We start from the raw sequence: 16,048 nt of genomic DNA on the forward strand, positions 1-16,048 counted from the left end.
GGCCCTCGTCACCCGGGCTCTCGTCGTCTCGGCACGGGGCGCCCGGCCCCGCTGCCGGCGCGACGCGGTCAGAGCACGTGCAGGGCCGTCGCCCGCCATCGGCGGCCGGTCGTCTCCAGCCGGATGGCCACCGACCTGGTTCGTGCCCGCCCGTGCACGACGACGACCGTCTCGGCGACCCCCGGCGCGGGTTCGCTGACGTGGACACGGCCCACGCGGAACACGGGCCGTTGGCTGCGGACGCCGCTCGCCTCGCGGGCGCGGGCGGCGATCCGGACCCGCTTCTGCAGCACGGCCCAGACCTCGCCGTTCACCCACCGCGAGACCTGGTCGAGGTCGCGCGCACCGGCCACGATCTCGAGCACGCACCGGGCGAGGCCCTCCGCGGCCGCCGCCGCGTCGGGCAGGCTCGGCGGTGCCGCGACGCGGCCGGCGACCGCAGGCGCGTCGTCGACGGCGTGCAGGAGGCGCGGTGCCGGGGGAGCCTCGGCCGTCGCGTCGGTCACCGTGGCGCGGGCGTGCTCGGCGTCGGTGACGGCGTGGAGGCGGCGGCCTCCTGCATCGGCCCGCTCGTCGTCCGGGGCGGGGTCGGTGGCGGCGGCCACGGCAGGGACGGGCATCAGGCTCGGACTTTCGTCGGGGGACTTCGTCGTCGTATCGGTGACTACTCGCGTTCAACATATGACATGTCCTCCGGGTCACGTCAGGGTCAGGGCCGGCCTGTGGACAATCGGGTCTGCCCACCGACGGGTGAGGGGCCGAGGCCCGCGCGCACGTCGACCTAGACTGGGTCGGTGTCGACGCTCAGTGATCTCGTTCTCGCCCAGGGCCGCTCCACCGAGGCGGACGTCGAGTGGCTCCACCTCCTCGTCGGCGACTGGCAGCTCCTCGCGGACCTCGCGTTCGCCGACATGGTGCTCTGGGTGCCGACGGAGGGAGGCAGCTTCGTCGCCGTCGCCCACGCTCGCCCGTCGAGCTCGGCGACGCTGTTCTACCGCGACTTCGTCGGCCAGGAGGTGCGCCCGGAGTGGCGCACGCAGATCGAGCAGGCGTTCAGCACGACCCGCATCGTCGACTCGGCCGCGCCCGACTGGTACGAGGAGACCCCGACGCGGGTCCGTGCCGTCCCCGTGCTCCGTCGCCTCGGGGCGAGCCGCCCCGACGTCACCGACGCTCCCATCGCGGTCATCACCCGCCACACCAACCTCAGCGAGGCGCGGACCCCCAGCCGCCAGGAGCTGACCTTCAACCAGTGCTCCAACGACCTCTTCTCGATGATCGCGGCCGGCGACTTCCCCGACCTCGGGGCACCGACCGGGCCGCGTCGCGGTGCCCCCCGCGCCTCCGACGGCCTGCTGCGCCTCGACGTCGACGGCCTCGTGACCTTCGCGAGCCCGAACGGCCTCTCGGCCTTCAACCGGATGGGGTTCGCCGGCGAGCTCGAGGGGGAGTCGCTGGCGGAGGTCACCACCGGGCTGCTGCAGGGCAAGCTCGTCATCGACGAGTCGCTCCCGCTCGTGGTCACCGGCCGCGCGCCGTGGCGGACGGACATCGAGGCCCGCGGCGTCACCGTGTCGCTCCGGGCCATCCCGCTCCGTGACCGGGGCGAGCGGGTCGGGGCCATCGTGCTCTGCCGCGACGTCACCGAGCTGCGCCACCAGGAGCGCGAGCTCATCACGAAGGACGCCACGATCCGCGAGATCCACCACCGGGTCAAGAACAACCTGCAGACGGTGGCCTCGCTGCTGCGCATCCAGGCTCGCCGCACCCGGACCGACGTCGCGCGCGAGGCGCTGACCCAGGCCATGCGACGGGTCGCGTCGATCGCGGTGGTGCACGACACCCTCTCCGAGGGCCTCAGCCAGAACGTCGACTTCGACACCGTCTTCGACCGCGTGCTCATGCTCATCGCGGAGGTCGCCTCGAGCCACAACACGACGGTGAGGCCGACGCTGACGGGCAGCTTCGGCGCGTTGCCGAGCGAGTACGCGACCCCGCTCGCCCTCGCGCTCACCGAGCTGGTCACCAACGCGGTCGAGCACGGCCTCGACGGCCGCGACGGGGAGGTCGAGATCGTCGCCGAGCGCGACGACGAGCAGCTCACCGTGAAGGTGCGCGACAACGGTGTGGGCCTGCCCGAGGGCAAGGTCGGGTCGGGCCTCGGCACGCAGATCGTCCGCACCCTGATCCAGGGCGAGCTCGGCGGGACCATCGACTGGCACACGCTGGTCGGCAGCGGCACCGAGGTGACCATCGAGATCCCGTTCCGGTGGCTCACCCAGGCCTAGCGCGCCCAGCCCCACGCACGACGAAGCCGGCCCCCTCGGGGGCCGGCTTCGTCGTCGGTGCTGTGCTGAGCGGTCAGCTGGCGCGGCGGGCGCGAGCGGCGCGGCGCTTCAGCGCACGGCGCTCGTCCTCGCTGAGGCCGCCCCAGACGCCCGAGTCCTGACTGGTCTCGAGGGCGTACTGCAGGCAGGTCTCGGTGACGGTGCAGCGACCGCAGACGCTCTTCGCCTTGTCGATCTGGTCGACGGCCGGGCCGGTGTTGCCGACCGGGAAGAACAGCTCGGGGTCAGCTGTCAGGCACGCGGCTTTGTCACGCCAATCCATCGATGGGTACTCCTTTTAAATGCTGGACCGGCGCGTCGAAGCACCAGGTTCCGGATGGGGGAAAGATGAGAATTCGGGAGGCGCGCACCACCATGTGCCCGTCACTTCGACCTCGAATATGCTCGCATACTGGGGGAGCCAGATCAAGGATTTTCATGGAGGCCCCAGCGTGACCGACGCCCGCGACACCGAGCCCGACGACGAGACAGAACTGTCCGCGAGGCCGCGGCGGAGCGCTCTCCTCTGGCTGCTCGTCCTGCTGCTCTCCGCCGAGACGGCCCTGCTCGGGGTGGCGACCGCCTACCTGCTGATCGAGCTCGTCACCGTGCGCCCCGACTCCTACGCCTCGGCCACCGCGATCCTCGTCCTCACCCTCCTGGCCACCGTCTGGCTGGGGGCCGTCGTCGTCGGGGTGCTGCGCGGCCGGGCCTGGATCCGAGGGGCGGCGATCGTCTGGCAGGTGCTCCAGATCGCCGTCGGCGTCGGCAGTCTCCAGGGGGTCTTCGCGAACGCCGCGGTCGGCCTCTGGCTGATCGTGCCCGCGGTGGTCGTGGTCGTCCTGCTGCTCGTGCCGAGCGTCGTCGCCCAGACGTCCATCCGCGACGAGGCGCCTCCGCACGCGTACTGACGCGCCCCCGCACGCGTGCTGACGACGCGAGGCCCCGCCCGCGGTCGCGGACGGGGCCTCGTCGTGGGACGCGGCCGACGGTCAGTCGATGCCGAGCTTCCGGCGGAGCATCGCCACGTGCCCCGTCGCCTTCACGTTGTACAGCGGCAGCTCGACCGCACCGTCCTCGTCGACCACGAACGTCGAACGGATCGTGCCCGTGACGACCCGGCCGTAGCTGTTCTTCTCCCCGTAGGCGCCGTACGCCTGGTGCACGGTCAGCTCCGGGTCGCTCAGCAGCGGGAAGGTCAGGCCCTGCTCGTCCTTGAACCGGCGCAGCGCCTCCGGCTCGTCCTTCGACACCCCGAGCACCTGGTAGCCCGCCGAGGCGAGCGAGTTCAGGTTGTCGCGGAAGTCGCAGGCCTCCGTCGTGCAGCCCGGCGTCGACGCCGCCGGGTAGAAGTACACGATCACCCGGCGCCCCGCGAAGTCGGACAGCGACACCGGCGCGCCCGACTCGTCGGGCAGGGTGAACGACGGCGCCGGGGCGCCCTTCTCGAGCGTGGTGGACATGCTTCTCCGATCTCGCAGCACGACGGGCGTGCCGGTGGTTCTCAGGGGGTCTCCGGACATGCTAGAGTCATTCCTCGTTGCGGAACGTCCCGCAGCACGCACCTCTAGCTCAATTGGCAGAGCAACTGACTCTTAATCAGTGGGTTCTCGGTTCAAGTCCGAGGGGGTGCACGCGATATCTGATCCCCCGTGTGCCCGCTTCGCTGGGCAGCGGGGGATCTCGCGTTCCACGCTTCGGTCCGCTCCGCGGACACGCGGCTCGTCGTCGGGCGGGGCGGGGGTCTGACCCGCCAGGTCGCTGTGGCTCGGGGCGGCGGCGCTTCGCGCGCCGGGGTGGAACGTCGCTTCGCTCGTTCCGGGGGCGGGGGCGCTTCGCGCGCCTGAGCGTGGGGGAACGTCGCTTCGCTCGTTCCGGGGCGGCGGCGCTTCGCGCGCCTGAGCGTGGGGAACGTCGCTTCGCTCGTTCCGGGGGCGGCGGGGGCGCTGCTTGCTCTTTCGCGGGTCAGGGGGCGGGGCGGGGGGTGAGGAAGGCGGCCAGGGGGAGAGCGGCGGCGAGGAGAGCGGTGGGGAGGGGTGACGCCGGGTCCTGGGAGGCGGCGAGGACGTCGACGGCGTAGACGGCGGCCCACGGGGCGAGCGAGACGACCACGACGGCGGCCGCGGCGGTGCGGCGACGACGGGCGAGGACGACCGCCGCGAGGAGGGCCGCGAGCATCAGCAGGAGGAGCGTGGCGGCCTGGAGGGGGCCGGACCAGAACCAGCCGCGGGCGGTCTGGGCCAGGCCGTGGGCGACGGCCACGGCGACGGTGCAGAGCGCGACGGCGACGGTGCCCCCGACGACGAGCCGGGGCGAGCGCGGCGTGCCGACCATCGCCACGATCGCGCAGGCTCCGACGAACCCCAGCGTCGTGCTCGTCGGGCCGTCCCAGCCGAGGTCGAAGCCGTCACGGCCCGTGACGGGCAGCACGACGCAGAGCAGCAGGGCGACGCCCAGCCACCCGCGGGCGATGCCCCACCGACCGGCGAGGCCGACGGCCACGGCGGCCGCCCACAGGAGCGCCAGGACGACCCCCGGGTCGAGGAAGGGCCCGAAGTGGCTGAGCTCGTGCTGCAGCGCCCGCTCACGGAGGAGGGGCCCCCACGACGTCGTCACCGCGTGCACCAGCGACCAGCCCGCGCCGGTGACCAGGGCCACGGTGGCCGCCCCGTCGCGCACCGACGTCGTGCGCGCGACCAGGCCCTCGACGACGCCCGCCCCGGGCGGGGCGGGCGTCGACTCGACGGCATCGATCAGGCGGCCCTGCGTGGTCTCGGTCACGGGACGACGGTAGGGCGACCGGGTCGTCGGTGTCGTCATCCTGGGGGAGGAGCGCCGCCGCGGGAGGGCCGCCCCCGTGGAGGAGTGGAGCGCCGGGCCTCAGGCCCCGTCGTCGTCGCGCGGGTGCTGCGCGGCCGCGTCGCGCCCGGTCACCGGGTACGGCCCGGTCATGCCCTCGCGGAGGCGCGCGGCGGCGAGGATGCGGTCACGCTGCAGGTACCAGCCCAGCACGAGCAGCGGGATGATCAGCACGAGCGACGCCACCGTGAGCGACCCGATCGGCCAGTCGATGGCCATCAGCACGAGGACGGCGACCAGGAAGGCGAGCGTCAGCCAGCTGGTGACCGGCGCGCCCGGCAGCCGGAACGAGGGCTCCTTCGCCTTGCCCTGCCGCGCCCACTGCCGCAGCCGCATCTGGCAGAGGATGATCGTGCCCCACGCGGTCAGGATGCCGAGCGAGGCGACGTTGAGCACGATCTCGAAGGCCGCGCTCGCGCCGACGACGGCGTTCAGGCCGACGCCCAGCAGGGTGATGCCGGCGGTCAGGAGGATGCCGCCGAACGGCACGCCGCCCTTCGACATGACGGTCGTGAACTTCGGCGCGGAGCCGTTCATGCCCATCGAGTGCAGCACGCGCCCCGTCGAGTAGAGGCCCGCGTTGAGGCTCGAGAGCGCGGCCGTCACGACGACGAAGTTCATGATCGATCCGGCGACCTCGCCGATCTCGGGTGAGCCGATGCTGCTGAAGAACGTGACGAACGGGCTCTCGCCGGCCCGGTAGGCCGTGAACGGCAGCAGCAGCGACAGCAGCACGAGCGAACCGACGTAGAAGACGGCGATGCGGATGATGACGGTGTTGATGGCGCGGGGCACCACCTTCTCCGGGTGCTGGGTCTCGCCCGACGCCGTGCCGACCAGCTCGATGGCCGCGTACGCGAACACCACGCCCTGCACGACGATGACGGCGGGCAGCAGGCCGTTCGGCAGCAGGCCGCTGGCGGCGATCACCGACCAGCCGGTGTCGACGGCCTCGCCGCCGTTCGTCACGGGGAAGGAGGCGGCGAGCCAGACGACCCCGACGACCAGGAAGACGACGAGCGCCGCGACCTTGATGATCGCGAACCAGAACTCCATCTCGCCGAAGACCTTGACGGCCAGGAGGTTGACGGAGAGCACGACCGCGAGGGCGACGAGCGCCAGCAGCCAGTCGGGCGCCGACGTGAACGCGCTCCAGTAGTGCAGGTAGAGGGCCACCGCCGTGACGTCGACGATGGCCGTCATCGCCCAGTTGAGGAAGTACATCCACCCCGCCGCGTAGGCCGCCTTCTCGCCGAAGAACTCGCGGGCGTACGACACGAACGACCCCGACGACGGGCGGTGCAGGACGAGCTCGCCGAGGGCCCGGAGGATGAAGAAGGCGAACACGCCGCAGATCGCGAACACGACGGCCAGGGCCGGGCCGGCGTTCGCGAGGCGGCCGCCCGCCCCGAGGAAGAGCCCCGTCCCGATGGCGCCCCCGATCGCGATCATCTGCAGCTGCCGGGGCTTCAGCCCGTGCTGGAACCCGGCCTGCTCGTGGCTGAAGTCCTGCGGGACGTGCTCGGTCGTGGAGTCGCCGTCGTGGTCGCGGGGAGAGGTCATATATCGACCCTAGAGCGTGACGTACGCCCCCTGCACGTCCGTGACGTCGGGCCGGGGCGACGGGCGTGGAGCCGCCGTGTACCCCGCTCCCGGGGGCGCCCCAGAGAGACCACCGACGACGCACAGCGGAACACCAGGGCCCGGAGGGGGAGGCGCGGGTAGCGTCACTCCTGGTCGTCCCCCACCGGGGTCGGCGCCGAACGATCCGCACCACCGAGCCGGGCAGCGCCCGAGCCGCAGGAAGGCACCACCCGTGAGCACGACGACCAGCATCGAGCCCCTCCGTCGCAGCGCCCGCATCCTCACCCGGTCGGTCGCCCCCGACCTCGTCCATGTCTCGACCCCCGACCGCGTGCTCGGCTTCGTGAGGTCCGACCGCGACTCCTACGTGGCCCTCCGCGGCACCGACCCGCGCTGGGCCGACGAGCTCGGCCGTTACGTCAGCCAGGGCCTCGCCCTCGAGGCGCTCCGCCTCCGCAAGCGCTCGGTCTGACCCGGGTCAGCCGCCCGCGGGCGCACCGTCGCCCACGGTGGCGAAGAACGAGGTGAGCTCCCGGTCGATCCTGGCCCGCGCCTCCTCGTCGGTCAGGGCGGGCGTGCCGTCGCCCGACTGCTCGCCGTAGGAGCCGAACTGGGCGTGGCTCGAGCCGCCGATCTCGACCATCGTCGCGTCGGCCGGCAGCATGTCGCGGTACCGCTCGACGTCGTCGGGCGTGCTGAGCCCGTCGTCGCTGCCGGAGAGGCTCAGCACCGGCAGGTCGTCGTCGCCCGAGAGGTCGGTCGTCGCGCAGTACGAGCCGAACAGCACGAGGCCGTCGACCGAGGGGTCGTCCGCCGCGTAGCCGCAGGCGCGCACGCCGCCGAGCGAGTGCCCGCCCACCGCCCAGTTCGTCACCTCGGGGGCGGCGGCCGTGAAGTGGTCGAGGCCCCGCCAGTCGAAGAGGCCGAAGCCGAGCACCGGGCGCTCGATCACGACGGTGACGCCGGTCGCGACCAGCCCGGAGAGCACCTCCTCGTAGGCCTGGGGGTCGACGCGGGCGCCGGCGACGAAGACTAGGCCCTGGTCGAGGGCCTCGGTCTGCGCGGGGCGCATGACGACGAGGTCGGGGCGGTCGGTCACGGCGACCCGCGGGTCGTCGGCCACGGCCCGCAGCGAGGAGGCGGTGGCCGACATGGGCAGCTTCGCCCACGTGAAGAAGCCCACCGCCACCAGCACGACGACGGCGAACGCCCCGAGGCCGATCGCCTTCGCGACCCGTCGCCCCCGGCCGCGGTGTCCGGCCGGGGTCGAGGGCGTGGCGGCGTCGTGACGGGAAGCTGTGCGTTGTCTCACGGTCTCAGTGTGACGGGTGGCCGCCTGGACCTCGCCGGTGAGCGTCCGACAGGGTGGACGGATGCCTTGGATACAGCTCGTCATCTCGGTGGCCGCCGCCGTCGTGCTCACCTTCGTCGTCTCCGCCGTCGTCGGCTGGGTGTTCGGATTCGTCGCGAAGCGGAAGGAGTGGGCGGCCGCCTTCGTCGCCCGCATGCGTCGGCCGTTCCGGTGGACGCTGCTCGTCGTGCTCATGACGATCGCGCTCCGCACCTCGTTCGACGCCATGTTCGGCACGCCCTGGCCGGGCCAGGAGGCGGTCTCGCAGCTGTTCCGGTGCGCGGTCATCGTCGTCGTGGCCTGGTTCGTCGGCGCGCTCGCGATCTTCTTCGAGGACCTCGGGCTGGCCCGCTACCGGGTCGACACCCCCGACAACCGGGTGGCCCGGCGCGTCCGCACGCAGGTGCTCATCCTCCGCCGCCTCACCATGGTGGTCGTCGTCGTCCTGGCCCTCGGCGCCGTGCTGCTCGGGTTCCCCGGCGTCGAGGCGGTCGGCGCGAGCGTGCTGGCCAGCGCCGGCCTCGTCTCGGTGGTGGCGGGCCTGGCCGCGCAGTCGACCCTCGCCAACGTCTTCGCGGGCATCCAGCTCGCGTTCTCGGACGCCATCCGCATCGACGACGTGGTGGTGGTCGAGGGGCAGTGGGGCCTGATCGAGGAGATCACGCTGTCGTACGTCGTCGTGCACATCTGGGACGACCGGAGGCTCGTGCTGCCGTCGACCTACTTCACGACGACGCCTTTCGAGAACTGGACCCGTCGCACCAGCGAGCTGCTCGGCGCCGTCGAGCTCGACCTCGACTGGCGCGTCGACACGGGGGCCATGCGCGCCGAGCTCGACCGCATCCTCGCGGGCACCGACCTCTGGGACGGCCGCACGAAGGTGCTGCAGGTGACCGACGCCACGGGAGGCTACGTGCGCGTGCGGGTCCTCGTGACGGCGAAGGACGCCGGCACGCTCTTCGACCTCCGCTGCCTCGTCCGGGAGGACCTCGTGACGTGGCTGCACGCGCAGGCCCCCGAGGGGGTCCCGCGCAGCCGCCTCCAGATGGTCGACGCCGAGCCCGTCCGCCCGCGGCGCCCGGGCGCGTCGAGCTCCGGCTCCGGCGGGCTCTTCACCGGCGAGAACGCCGACAGCGAGCGCACCGCCCTCTTCACGCAGGCCATCCCGATCCCGATCGTCCACGACGCCGACCCCGCGCCCCGGCCGTACGCCTCGTCCCTCGGCGCCGAGGCCGAGCACGACCCGCACGTCGCCGGTCGGCCCGACGGCCGGGGCGACGGGCGCCCCGACCGCTAGGCCCTTCGGCGCCCGCACGAGACGAAGGAGGCGCGCCCCGGTCACCCGGGGCGCGCCTCCTTCGACGTGTCGGGGGCTCTCAGTCGTCGGACTTGGCGGCCTCGACGACGTTGCCCACCGCGATGGCCGTCGTGGCCGCCCAGGCCACGGCGGTGAGCAGCAGGCGCCAGTCGCGGGGCCCCGCGGCGAGGCTCTTGATGAGGCTGAGGCCCGAGAAGGCGGAGCTGATGATGGCCCCGTTGAAAAGGAATTTGCGCACTGGTCTCTCCTGTGGTCGGTGGCTCCACGCTACCCGGGGGCGCCCTCAGGGGCACGGCTGTGTATGGTGAGCTGCCCGGCGCCCGTGCCGTGCCCGTCCCGCCCGAGGAGACCCGTGCGCACAGCCGTCCTGGGAGCAGCGCTGCTCGTCGTGGGGGCCGTCGCCCTCGTCGCCGGGGTCCTCACCGGAGACGAGCTGCTGGCGCTCGTCGAGCGGGTCGCCCCCGTGCTCGGGTTCGTCGTCGCCCTGACCGTCGTCTCCGAGCTCGCCGCCGAGGCCGGGCTGTTCTCCTGGCTGGCCGGGGTCGCCGCCCGTGCCGCCCGAGGCCGCGTCGTCGTGCTCTGGGCCGCGGTGGTCGTGCTCGCCCTCGTCTGCACGGTCTTCCTGTCGCTCGACACCACGGCCGTGCTGCTCACGCCCGTGGTCGTGCTGATCGCCCGGCGCGTGGGCCTGCCGCCCCTGCCCTTCGCCCTCACCACGGTCTGGCTCGCGAACACCGGCTCGATGCTGCTGCCCGTGTCGAACCTCACGAACCTCCTCGCGCTCGACGCCCTCGGCTCGCCGTCGCCGCTGAGCTTCGCGGCGCTCGTCGCCCCGGCCGCCGTCGTCGGCGCCGTCGTGCCGGTCGCCGCCGTCGGGCTCCGCTACCGCCGCGAGCTCCGCGGCCGCTTCGAGCCGCCCGCCGCGGAGGCCCCGGCCGACCGCGTCCTGTTCGGCGTCGCCGCCACCGCCGTGGCCCTGCTCGTCCCCGCCCTGGTGTCGGGCGTGGAGGTCTGGATCCCCGCCGCGGCCGCCGCGCTCGTGCTCGTCGTCGCCACCGCCGTCCGCCGTCCGTCCGTGCTGCGGATCGGCCTCGTGCCCTGGGGCACGCTCGTCTTCGCGAGCGGCCTGTTCGTCGTCGTCGAGGCGGCCCATTCGCTCGGTCTCGCCGACGCGCTCGCCGCCCTGGTCGGGTCGGGCGAGGGCCTGCCCGACCTGCTGCGCCTCGCCGGCGGCAGCGCGGTCGCGGCGAACGTCGCCAACAACCTGCCGGCCTACCTCGCGCTCGAGCCGGTCGCCGGGTCGCCGCTGCGGCTCGTCGCCGTGCTGATCGGCGTCAACGTCGGCTGCCTCGTCGCGCCCTGGGCCTCGCTGGCCACGCTGCTCTGGCACGGCCGGCTGACGTCCATGGGCGTCGAGGTCGCCTGGGGGCGCATCGTGCTCGGCGGCCTCGTCGTCGCGGTCGTCGCCGTGCCGCTCGCGGTGGTCGCGACCGTGCTGGTCGCCTGACCGACCGCGGCCCGGGGCGCGCGCAGGGCCTCGCGGGCGAACGACAGCGTGCGACGGAGGGCGTCGACCAGCGACTCCTCGCCGGCCCCGCGCCGGTCGGCGTGCACCTCGGCGACGACCGCGCCGCTCCAGCCGGAGGCGGCCAGGTGCGAGAGCACCTCGGCGACCGGCTGCGTGCCCGTGCCCGGCACGAGGTGCTCGTCGACGAGGCCGCCCGGCCGGGCCGAGACGGTGCCGTCGCAGAGGTGGACGTGACGGAGGCGCGGGCCCAGCGCCAGCGCGAGGTCGAGGGCGTCGCGGCCCGCGACGGCGGCGTGCGAGAAGTCGAGCGTGGTCGCCGCCACGTCGAGGCCGACCGGGTCGTGCCCGGGGGAGTAGACGTCGGCGACCACCGGGCCGAGGCGCCACGGGAACATGTTCTCGACGGCGAGCTCGACGCCCGTCGCGGCCTCCACGTCGCGCACGACCTCGACGAAGCGGGCGGCGATGCGGCGCTGCCAGCGGAACGGCGGGTGCACGACGACGGTCGGCGCCCCGAGCTCCGCGGCCAGCTCGGCCGAGCGCAGCAGCTTGTCGCGCTGGTCGCGACCCAGGGCGAAGTGGGCCGCCGGCAGCACCGGCGCGTGCACCGACAGCACGGGCAGGCCCCACCGGGCGACGGAGGCGCGGAGCAGCGAGGCGTCGCGGCTGCCCCGGTCGGCGGTCACCATCACCTCGACGCCGCCGTAGCCCACCCGGCGGGCGAGGCGGAAGGCCTCGTCGGCCGGTCGCGGGAAGACGCAGGACGTGCTCATGCCGACCGTGATCACGCGGCCAGGCTACGACCGGGGCGTGACCACGCCGCGGGGCCGAGCGTGAACGTCGGGCGAACGGCGGGCCAACGCGGCCGCTAGAGCCAGTCGCGCTTGCGGAACTGCCACCACAGCAGGCCGCCCACCCCCACGATCAGCACGCACGAGGTCACGAACCCCGACACCTGGCTGAAGCCCGGGTACGGCACGTTCTGCCCGTAGAAGCCGGTGATGGCCGTCGGCACGGCGATGATCGCCGCCCAGCTGGTGACCTTCTTCATCACGTCGTTCATGCGGTTGGACTGCAGCGCGAGGTTCGTGTCGAGGATGGTCGAGACGAGGTCGCGCAGGCTGTCGTTCTGCTCGGCCACCCGCAGCACGTGGTCCTGCACGTCCTGGAAGTAGGGCTGCATCACGGGGTCGACGTCGTGCAGGTCGCGCCGCAGCAGGGTGGCGACGAGGTCGCGCATCGGCGCCGACACCCGGCGCAGCAGCACGAGGCTCTTCCGCAGCGCGAACGACCGCTTCTGCACGTCGACCGTGCGCGGCGCCGGGTCGAAGAGGTCGTCGGCGATGCCCTCGATCTCGTCGTCGAGCGCGTCGGTCGCGGCCGAGTGCCGGTCGACGACGCTGTCGACGAGGCCCCAGAGCAGGAAGGGCACGCCGTGCGCGGCCAGCTCGACGTTCTGGTCGTAGGTCGCCGCGAGGTGCGCGACGTCGAACTCGGGGTGGTGGATGGTGACGAGCGCCCGCCGCGTCAGGAAAGCCTTGACCTCGCTCGTCGTCAGCACGCCCGAGGGGGCGTCGAAGGCCACGTCGTAGAGCACGGCGAAGAGGTGGCCCTCGTAGTGGTCGATCTTGGGGCGCTGCCCGCCGACCAGGGCGTCCTCGACGGCGAGCTCGTGCAGGTCGAGCTCCTCCTCCAGCTGGGCGAGGTCGTCGGCCGTGGGGTCGGTGAAGTCGACCCAGACGGTGCAGTCGCGCTCGAGGTGGTCGCTGACCTCGGCCAGCGGGAACGCCTCCGCGACGAGCCGCCCGTCCCGGTAGGCCCGGGTCTGCGTGGGCGTGCGGGTCTCGGTCGGGGCCGTCGTCATGGGGGCATGCTATTCCCGTGACCCCGCACGTGAAGCAGCGCCCCGACGCCCCCGACGGCTTCTTCGAGGCGGAGGCCGCGGGGCTCGCCTGGCTCGCCGAGGCGACGCCCGACGGCGGCGCGCGCACCGCCCGCGTGCTCGAGGTCGGCCCCGGCCGGATCGTGCTGGAGGAGGTGCGGGAGGCGCGGCCCGGCCCCGCCGCCGCCCGCGCGTTCGGCGCGGCGCTGAGCGTCACCCACGCGGCGGGCGCCGACGCCTTCGGGGCGCCTCCCGCCGGCTGGCGGGGCGCCTCCTTCATCGGGCGTCGCCCCCAGGCGACCGAGCCCTCCGACTCGTGGGGCGCCTTCTACGCGGAGCAGCGGGTGCGCCCGTTCGCGTACCTCGCCCACGACGCGGGCACCCTGACCACCGACGAGCTGGACACGGTCGAGACGGCCTGCGACGCGGTCGCCGCCGGCGCCTTCGACGACGACGCGCGGCCCGCCCGGCTGCACGGCGACCTCTGGGCCGGCAACGTCCTGTTCGGCGACGACGGCGTCGTGCTGATCGACCCGGCGGCGCACGGGGGGCACCCCGAGACCGACCTCGCCATGCTCCAGCTGTTCGGCTGCCCGCACCTCGACGGCGTCCTGGCCGGGTACGACGAGCGCTCGCCGCTGCGGCCCGGCCGGCTCGAGCGCGTGCCCCTGCACCAGCTGCACCCCCTCGCCGTCCACGCCGCGGGGCACGGCCGGTCGTACGGCCGGGCGCTCGCCGAGGCGGCGGAGGCGGTGCTGCGCCTCGGCTGAGCGGGGGAGGGGATGCGGGGGACGACCCTGATCCCCGGCGGGAGCGCGCTGATAATCTGGCCGTCCCTGCGTCGACGCGGGGGGAACCCACGGAGCTCCACCCATGCCTGACACCACCACGCCCGACCGCTACGGCTTCGTCGTCGTCTCGAACCGCCTGCCGGTCGACCGCGTCGTCGCCGACGACGGCACCGCCAGCTGGCAGCACTCGCCGGGCGGCCTCGTCACGGCCCTCGAGCCCGTCATGCGCGCGAACGACGGCGCCTGGGTGGGCTGGGCCGGGCAGCCGGACCTCGAGTTCGAGCCCTTCGTCGACCAGGGCATCGAGATCGTGCCCGTGCCGCTCAGCGCGGAGGAGGTGCAGCGCTACTACGAGGGCTTCAGCAACGACACGCTGTGGCCGCTGTACCACGACGTCATCGCCGCCCCGACCTACCACCGGGTCTGGTGGGAGGCCTACGTGCAGGTCAACCAGCGCTTCGCCGACCGCGCCGCCGAGATCACGGAGGAGGGCGGCACCATCTGGGTGCAGGACTACCAGCTGCAGCTCGTGCCGAAGATGCTCCGCGAGGCCCGCCCCGACGTGACCATCGGCTTCTTCAACCACATCCCCTTCCCGCCGCTCGGCATCTTCTCGCAGCTGCCCTGGCGCCGGCAGATCCTCGAGGGCCTGCTCGGGGCCGACGTCATCGGCTTCCAGCGCGGCGACGACGCGTCGAACTTCTCGCGGGCCGTCCGCCACCTGCTCGGCTACTCGACCACGCGCCCGTACGTCGAGGTGCCGGTCGACGACGAGGCCGCCGTCGTCTCGCGACGCGGCCGCAAGGTGCGCCGGGTGCTGGCGAAGCACTTCCCGATCTCGATCGACGCGGCCAGCTACGAGGAGCTCGCGGCGCGGCCCGAGATCCAGGCCCGCGCCCGGGAGATCCGGGAGGGGCTCGGCAACCCGAAGACGGTGATGCTCGGCGTCGACCGGCTCGACTACACCAAGGGCATCCGCCACCGCATGAAGGCCTTCGGCGAGCTCCTCGCCGACGGGCGCCTGAGCGTGGAGGACGCCACGCTCGTGCAGGTCGCCAGCCCGAGCCGCGAGCGCGTCGAGACCTACAAGACCCTGCGCGACGAGATCGAGCTGACCGTCGGCCGCATCAACGGCGACTACGCGACGATGAGCCACACCGCCATCAGCTACCACCACCACGGGTACCCCCGCGAAGAGATGGTGGCGCTGTACCTCGCCGCCGACATCATGCTCGTCACGGCGCTGCGCGACGGCATGAACCTCGTCGCGAAGGAGTACGTCGCCGTCCGCCGCGACAACGACGGGGTGCTCGTGCTCAGCGAGTTCGCCGGCGCCGCCGACGAGCTGAAGAGCGCGCTGCTGATCAACCCGCACGACATCGGCGGGCTGAAGAACACGATCATGCGGGCGATCGAGATGCCGAAGCGCGACCGCACGACGCGCATGCGCTCGCTCCGCCGCCGCGTGCTCGAGAACGACGTCGAGGCGTGGAGCGCCTCGTTCCTCCAGGCGCTCGAGAACGTGCGGCCCGGGCAGCAGATCACGCAGCCGGCGGACGCCGCCGAGACCGAGGGAGGCGACGCGTGAGCGCCGACGACCAGACCCGCAGCACCGGCGACGCCCGCACCGGGGGGGCCGACCGGGCCCTCTCGGACGCGCTCGGCCGTCTCGCGACGACTCCGCGCCTCCTCGTGGCCCTCGACTTCGATGGCACGCTCGCTCCCGAGGTCGACGCCCCGATGGAGGCGCGGGCCCTGCCGGAGTCGGTCGACGCGATCCGCAGGCTGGTCGCGATGGGCGACACCACCGTCGCCCTCGTCTCCGGCCGCGACATCTCGTCGCTGCTCCAGATCGCCGACGTGCCGGAGGAGGTCGTCCTCGTGGGCTCGCACGGCATCGAGGTGCGCATCGACGGCGAGACGACGACCCTGAGCGACGACGAGCAGGCGCGCCGCGCCGTCATCTCCGAGGCCCTGCACGGCGCCGCGGCGGGGCGCGAGGGCGTCTACGTGGAGGAGAAGCCCGCGGGGCTCGCCCTGCACACGCGCCTCGCCGACGCCGCCACGACGGAGGAGGTGCGGGCTGCCGTCCGGCAGCGCCTCGCCGACGAGCCCGGCGTGCACGAGCGCGAGGGCAAGAACGTCCGCGAGTACGCCGTGCGGCCCACCGGCAAGGACGACGGCGTGGCCCGGCTGCGCGAGCACTACGACGCGACGGGCGTGCTCTTCGCAGGCGACGACGTCACCGACGAGGACGCCCTGCGCTCGCTGGGCGACGGCGACCTCGGCGTCAAGGTGGGCCCGGCCGAGACCGTCGCGCGGCACCGCGTCGCGGACGCCGAGGCGATGGCCCGGCTGCTCACCGAGCTGGCCGACCTCCGCGACCACCTCGGGCACGCCTGACGACG

The 16,048-nt window shown here is 73.5% G+C and carries 16 protein-coding genes, 1 tRNA gene and 1 pseudogene; 9 read left to right on the top strand and 9 right to left on the bottom strand.

What is annotated here, in order from left to right; genetic code table 11:
- Positions 1–68: 68 nt before the first annotated feature.
- Positions 69–620, bottom strand: a complete 552-nt coding sequence (locus FHR77_RS03150) for an Rv3235 family protein (protein ID WP_167258768.1) — start codon at positions 618–620, stop codon at positions 69–71.
- Between the two features lie 174 nt (positions 621–794).
- Between FHR77_RS03150 and FHR77_RS03155 the strand changes: the two genes are divergently transcribed.
- Positions 795–2,288 carry a histidine kinase N-terminal domain-containing protein gene (locus FHR77_RS03155; RefSeq protein WP_167258770.1) on the top strand — a complete coding sequence of 498 codons (1,494 nt, stop codon included), beginning with the start codon at positions 795–797 and terminating at the stop codon, positions 2,286–2,288.
- A gap of 73 nt (positions 2,289–2,361) precedes the next feature.
- On the opposite strand, the gene FHR77_RS03160 is transcribed toward FHR77_RS03155, so the two are convergent.
- Complete coding sequence (locus FHR77_RS03160; RefSeq protein WP_056053444.1) at positions 2,362–2,610, bottom strand: WhiB family transcriptional regulator; 249 nt, start codon at positions 2,608–2,610, stop codon at positions 2,362–2,364.
- Positions 2,611–2,779: 169 nt separating this feature from the next.
- Between FHR77_RS03160 and FHR77_RS03165 the strand changes: the two genes are divergently transcribed.
- Positions 2,780–3,238: a hypothetical protein gene (locus tag FHR77_RS03165; protein ID WP_255465313.1), complete on the top strand. Its 459-nt coding sequence runs from the start codon at positions 2,780–2,782 to the stop codon at positions 3,236–3,238.
- Between the two features lie 81 nt (positions 3,239–3,319).
- Here the strand turns inward: FHR77_RS03165 and bcp are convergent, their stop codons facing one another.
- The gene (bcp, locus tag FHR77_RS03170; protein ID WP_167258772.1) at positions 3,320–3,790 is read right to left on the bottom strand and encodes a thioredoxin-dependent thiol peroxidase; all 471 of its coding nucleotides are present in this window, start codon (positions 3,788–3,790) and stop codon (positions 3,320–3,322) included.
- A 98-nt stretch (positions 3,791–3,888) separates the two neighbouring features.
- Between bcp and FHR77_RS03175 the strand changes: the two genes are divergently transcribed.
- A tRNA-Lys gene (locus FHR77_RS03175) sits at positions 3,889–3,961 on the top strand.
- Positions 3,962–4,292: 331 nt separating this feature from the next.
- On the opposite strand, the gene FHR77_RS03180 is transcribed toward FHR77_RS03175, so the two are convergent.
- Together FHR77_RS03180 and FHR77_RS03185 are read right to left on the bottom strand one after the other, a co-directional pair.
- Entirely contained in the window at positions 4,293–5,108 is an 816-nt protein-coding gene (locus FHR77_RS03180) for a hypothetical protein (RefSeq protein WP_167258774.1), read from the bottom strand.
- A gap of 99 nt (positions 5,109–5,207) precedes the next feature.
- The gene (locus FHR77_RS03185; protein ID WP_167258777.1) at positions 5,208–6,749 is read right to left on the bottom strand and encodes an amino acid permease; all 1,542 of its coding nucleotides are present in this window, start codon (positions 6,747–6,749) and stop codon (positions 5,208–5,210) included.
- A gap of 253 nt (positions 6,750–7,002) precedes the next feature.
- Here FHR77_RS03185 and FHR77_RS03190 point away from each other — a divergent pair, with 253 nt between their 5' ends.
- Positions 7,003–7,242: a hypothetical protein gene (locus FHR77_RS03190; protein ID WP_167258779.1), complete on the top strand. Its 240-nt coding sequence runs from the start codon at positions 7,003–7,005 to the stop codon at positions 7,240–7,242.
- A 6-nt stretch (positions 7,243–7,248) separates the two neighbouring features.
- Here FHR77_RS03190 and FHR77_RS03195 read toward each other — a convergent pair whose 3' ends face one another.
- Positions 7,249–8,082: an alpha/beta hydrolase gene (locus FHR77_RS03195; protein ID WP_341777197.1), complete on the bottom strand. Its 834-nt coding sequence runs from the start codon at positions 8,080–8,082 to the stop codon at positions 7,249–7,251.
- A 61-nt stretch (positions 8,083–8,143) separates the two neighbouring features.
- On the opposite strand from FHR77_RS03195, the gene FHR77_RS03200 reads away from it, so the two are divergent.
- Positions 8,144–9,418: a mechanosensitive ion channel family protein gene (locus tag FHR77_RS03200; protein ID WP_167258783.1), complete on the top strand. Its 1,275-nt coding sequence runs from the start codon at positions 8,144–8,146 to the stop codon at positions 9,416–9,418.
- A 79-nt stretch (positions 9,419–9,497) separates the two neighbouring features.
- On the opposite strand, the gene FHR77_RS03205 is transcribed toward FHR77_RS03200, so the two are convergent.
- A complete protein-coding gene (locus FHR77_RS03205) occupies positions 9,498–9,677 on the bottom strand; it encodes a hypothetical protein (protein ID WP_167258785.1) in 180 nt (59 codons plus the stop codon).
- Between the two features lie 114 nt (positions 9,678–9,791).
- On the opposite strand from FHR77_RS03205, the gene FHR77_RS03210 reads away from it, so the two are divergent.
- Positions 9,792–10,946 carry an SLC13 family permease gene (locus FHR77_RS03210; protein ID WP_167258787.1) on the top strand — a complete coding sequence of 385 codons (1,155 nt, stop codon included), beginning with the start codon at positions 9,792–9,794 and terminating at the stop codon, positions 10,944–10,946.
- A gap of 68 nt (positions 10,947–11,014) precedes the next feature.
- Here FHR77_RS03210 and FHR77_RS15855 read toward each other — a convergent pair.
- Positions 11,015–11,740, bottom strand: a pseudogene (locus FHR77_RS15855) (sugar phosphate isomerase/epimerase family protein); the annotation flags it as partial.
- A 95-nt stretch (positions 11,741–11,835) separates the two neighbouring features.
- Positions 11,836–12,831, bottom strand: a complete 996-nt coding sequence (locus tag FHR77_RS03215) for a magnesium transporter CorA family protein (RefSeq protein ID WP_167258789.1) — start codon at positions 12,829–12,831, stop codon at positions 11,836–11,838.
- Between the two features lie 17 nt (positions 12,832–12,848).
- Between FHR77_RS03215 and FHR77_RS03220 the strand changes: the two genes are divergently transcribed.
- The 3 genes from FHR77_RS03220 (at position 12,849) to otsB (ending at position 16,043) form a co-directional block, all read left to right on the top strand.
- Positions 12,849–13,619, top strand: a complete 771-nt coding sequence (locus FHR77_RS03220; RefSeq protein ID WP_167258791.1) for a fructosamine kinase family protein — start codon at positions 12,849–12,851, stop codon at positions 13,617–13,619.
- A 103-nt stretch (positions 13,620–13,722) separates the two neighbouring features.
- Complete coding sequence (gene otsA, locus FHR77_RS03225) at positions 13,723–15,228, top strand: alpha,alpha-trehalose-phosphate synthase (UDP-forming) (protein ID WP_056053476.1); 1,506 nt, start codon at positions 13,723–13,725, stop codon at positions 15,226–15,228.
- Positions 15,225–16,043, top strand: a complete 819-nt coding sequence (otsB, locus tag FHR77_RS03230) for a trehalose-phosphatase (protein WP_167258793.1) — start codon at positions 15,225–15,227, stop codon at positions 16,041–16,043. Before otsA ends, otsB begins: the two co-directional genes overlap by 4 nt.
- Positions 16,044–16,048 lie beyond the last annotated feature (5 nt).

Origin of the sequence: Frigoribacterium endophyticum (assembly GCF_011759585.1) — a bacterium.
Lineage (GTDB): Bacteria > Actinomycetota > Actinomycetes > Actinomycetales > Microbacteriaceae > Frigoribacterium > Frigoribacterium endophyticum.

What these genes read in the sequence shown, in the direction of transcription:
- FHR77_RS03150 (WP_167258768.1), bottom strand. Translation starts at nt 620, where the DNA reads ATGCCCGTCCCTGCCGTGGCCGCCGCCACCGACCCCGCCCCGGACGAC.
- FHR77_RS03160 (WP_056053444.1), bottom strand. Translation starts at nt 2,610, where the DNA reads ATGGATTGGCGTGACAAAGCCGCGTGCCTGACAGCTGACCCCGAGCTG.
- bcp (WP_167258772.1), bottom strand. Translation starts at nt 3,790, where the DNA reads ATGTCCACCACGCTCGAGAAGGGCGCCCCGGCGCCGTCGTTCACCCTG.
- FHR77_RS03185 (WP_167258777.1), bottom strand. Translation starts at nt 6,749, where the DNA reads ATGACCTCTCCCCGCGACCACGACGGCGACTCCACGACCGAGCACGTC.
- FHR77_RS03200 (WP_167258783.1), top strand. Translation starts at nt 8,144, where the DNA reads ATGCCTTGGATACAGCTCGTCATCTCGGTGGCCGCCGCCGTCGTGCTC.
- FHR77_RS03215 (WP_167258789.1), bottom strand. Translation starts at nt 12,831, where the DNA reads ATGACGACGGCCCCGACCGAGACCCGCACGCCCACGCAGACCCGGGCC.
- otsA (WP_056053476.1), top strand. Translation starts at nt 13,723, where the DNA reads ATGCCTGACACCACCACGCCCGACCGCTACGGCTTCGTCGTCGTCTCG.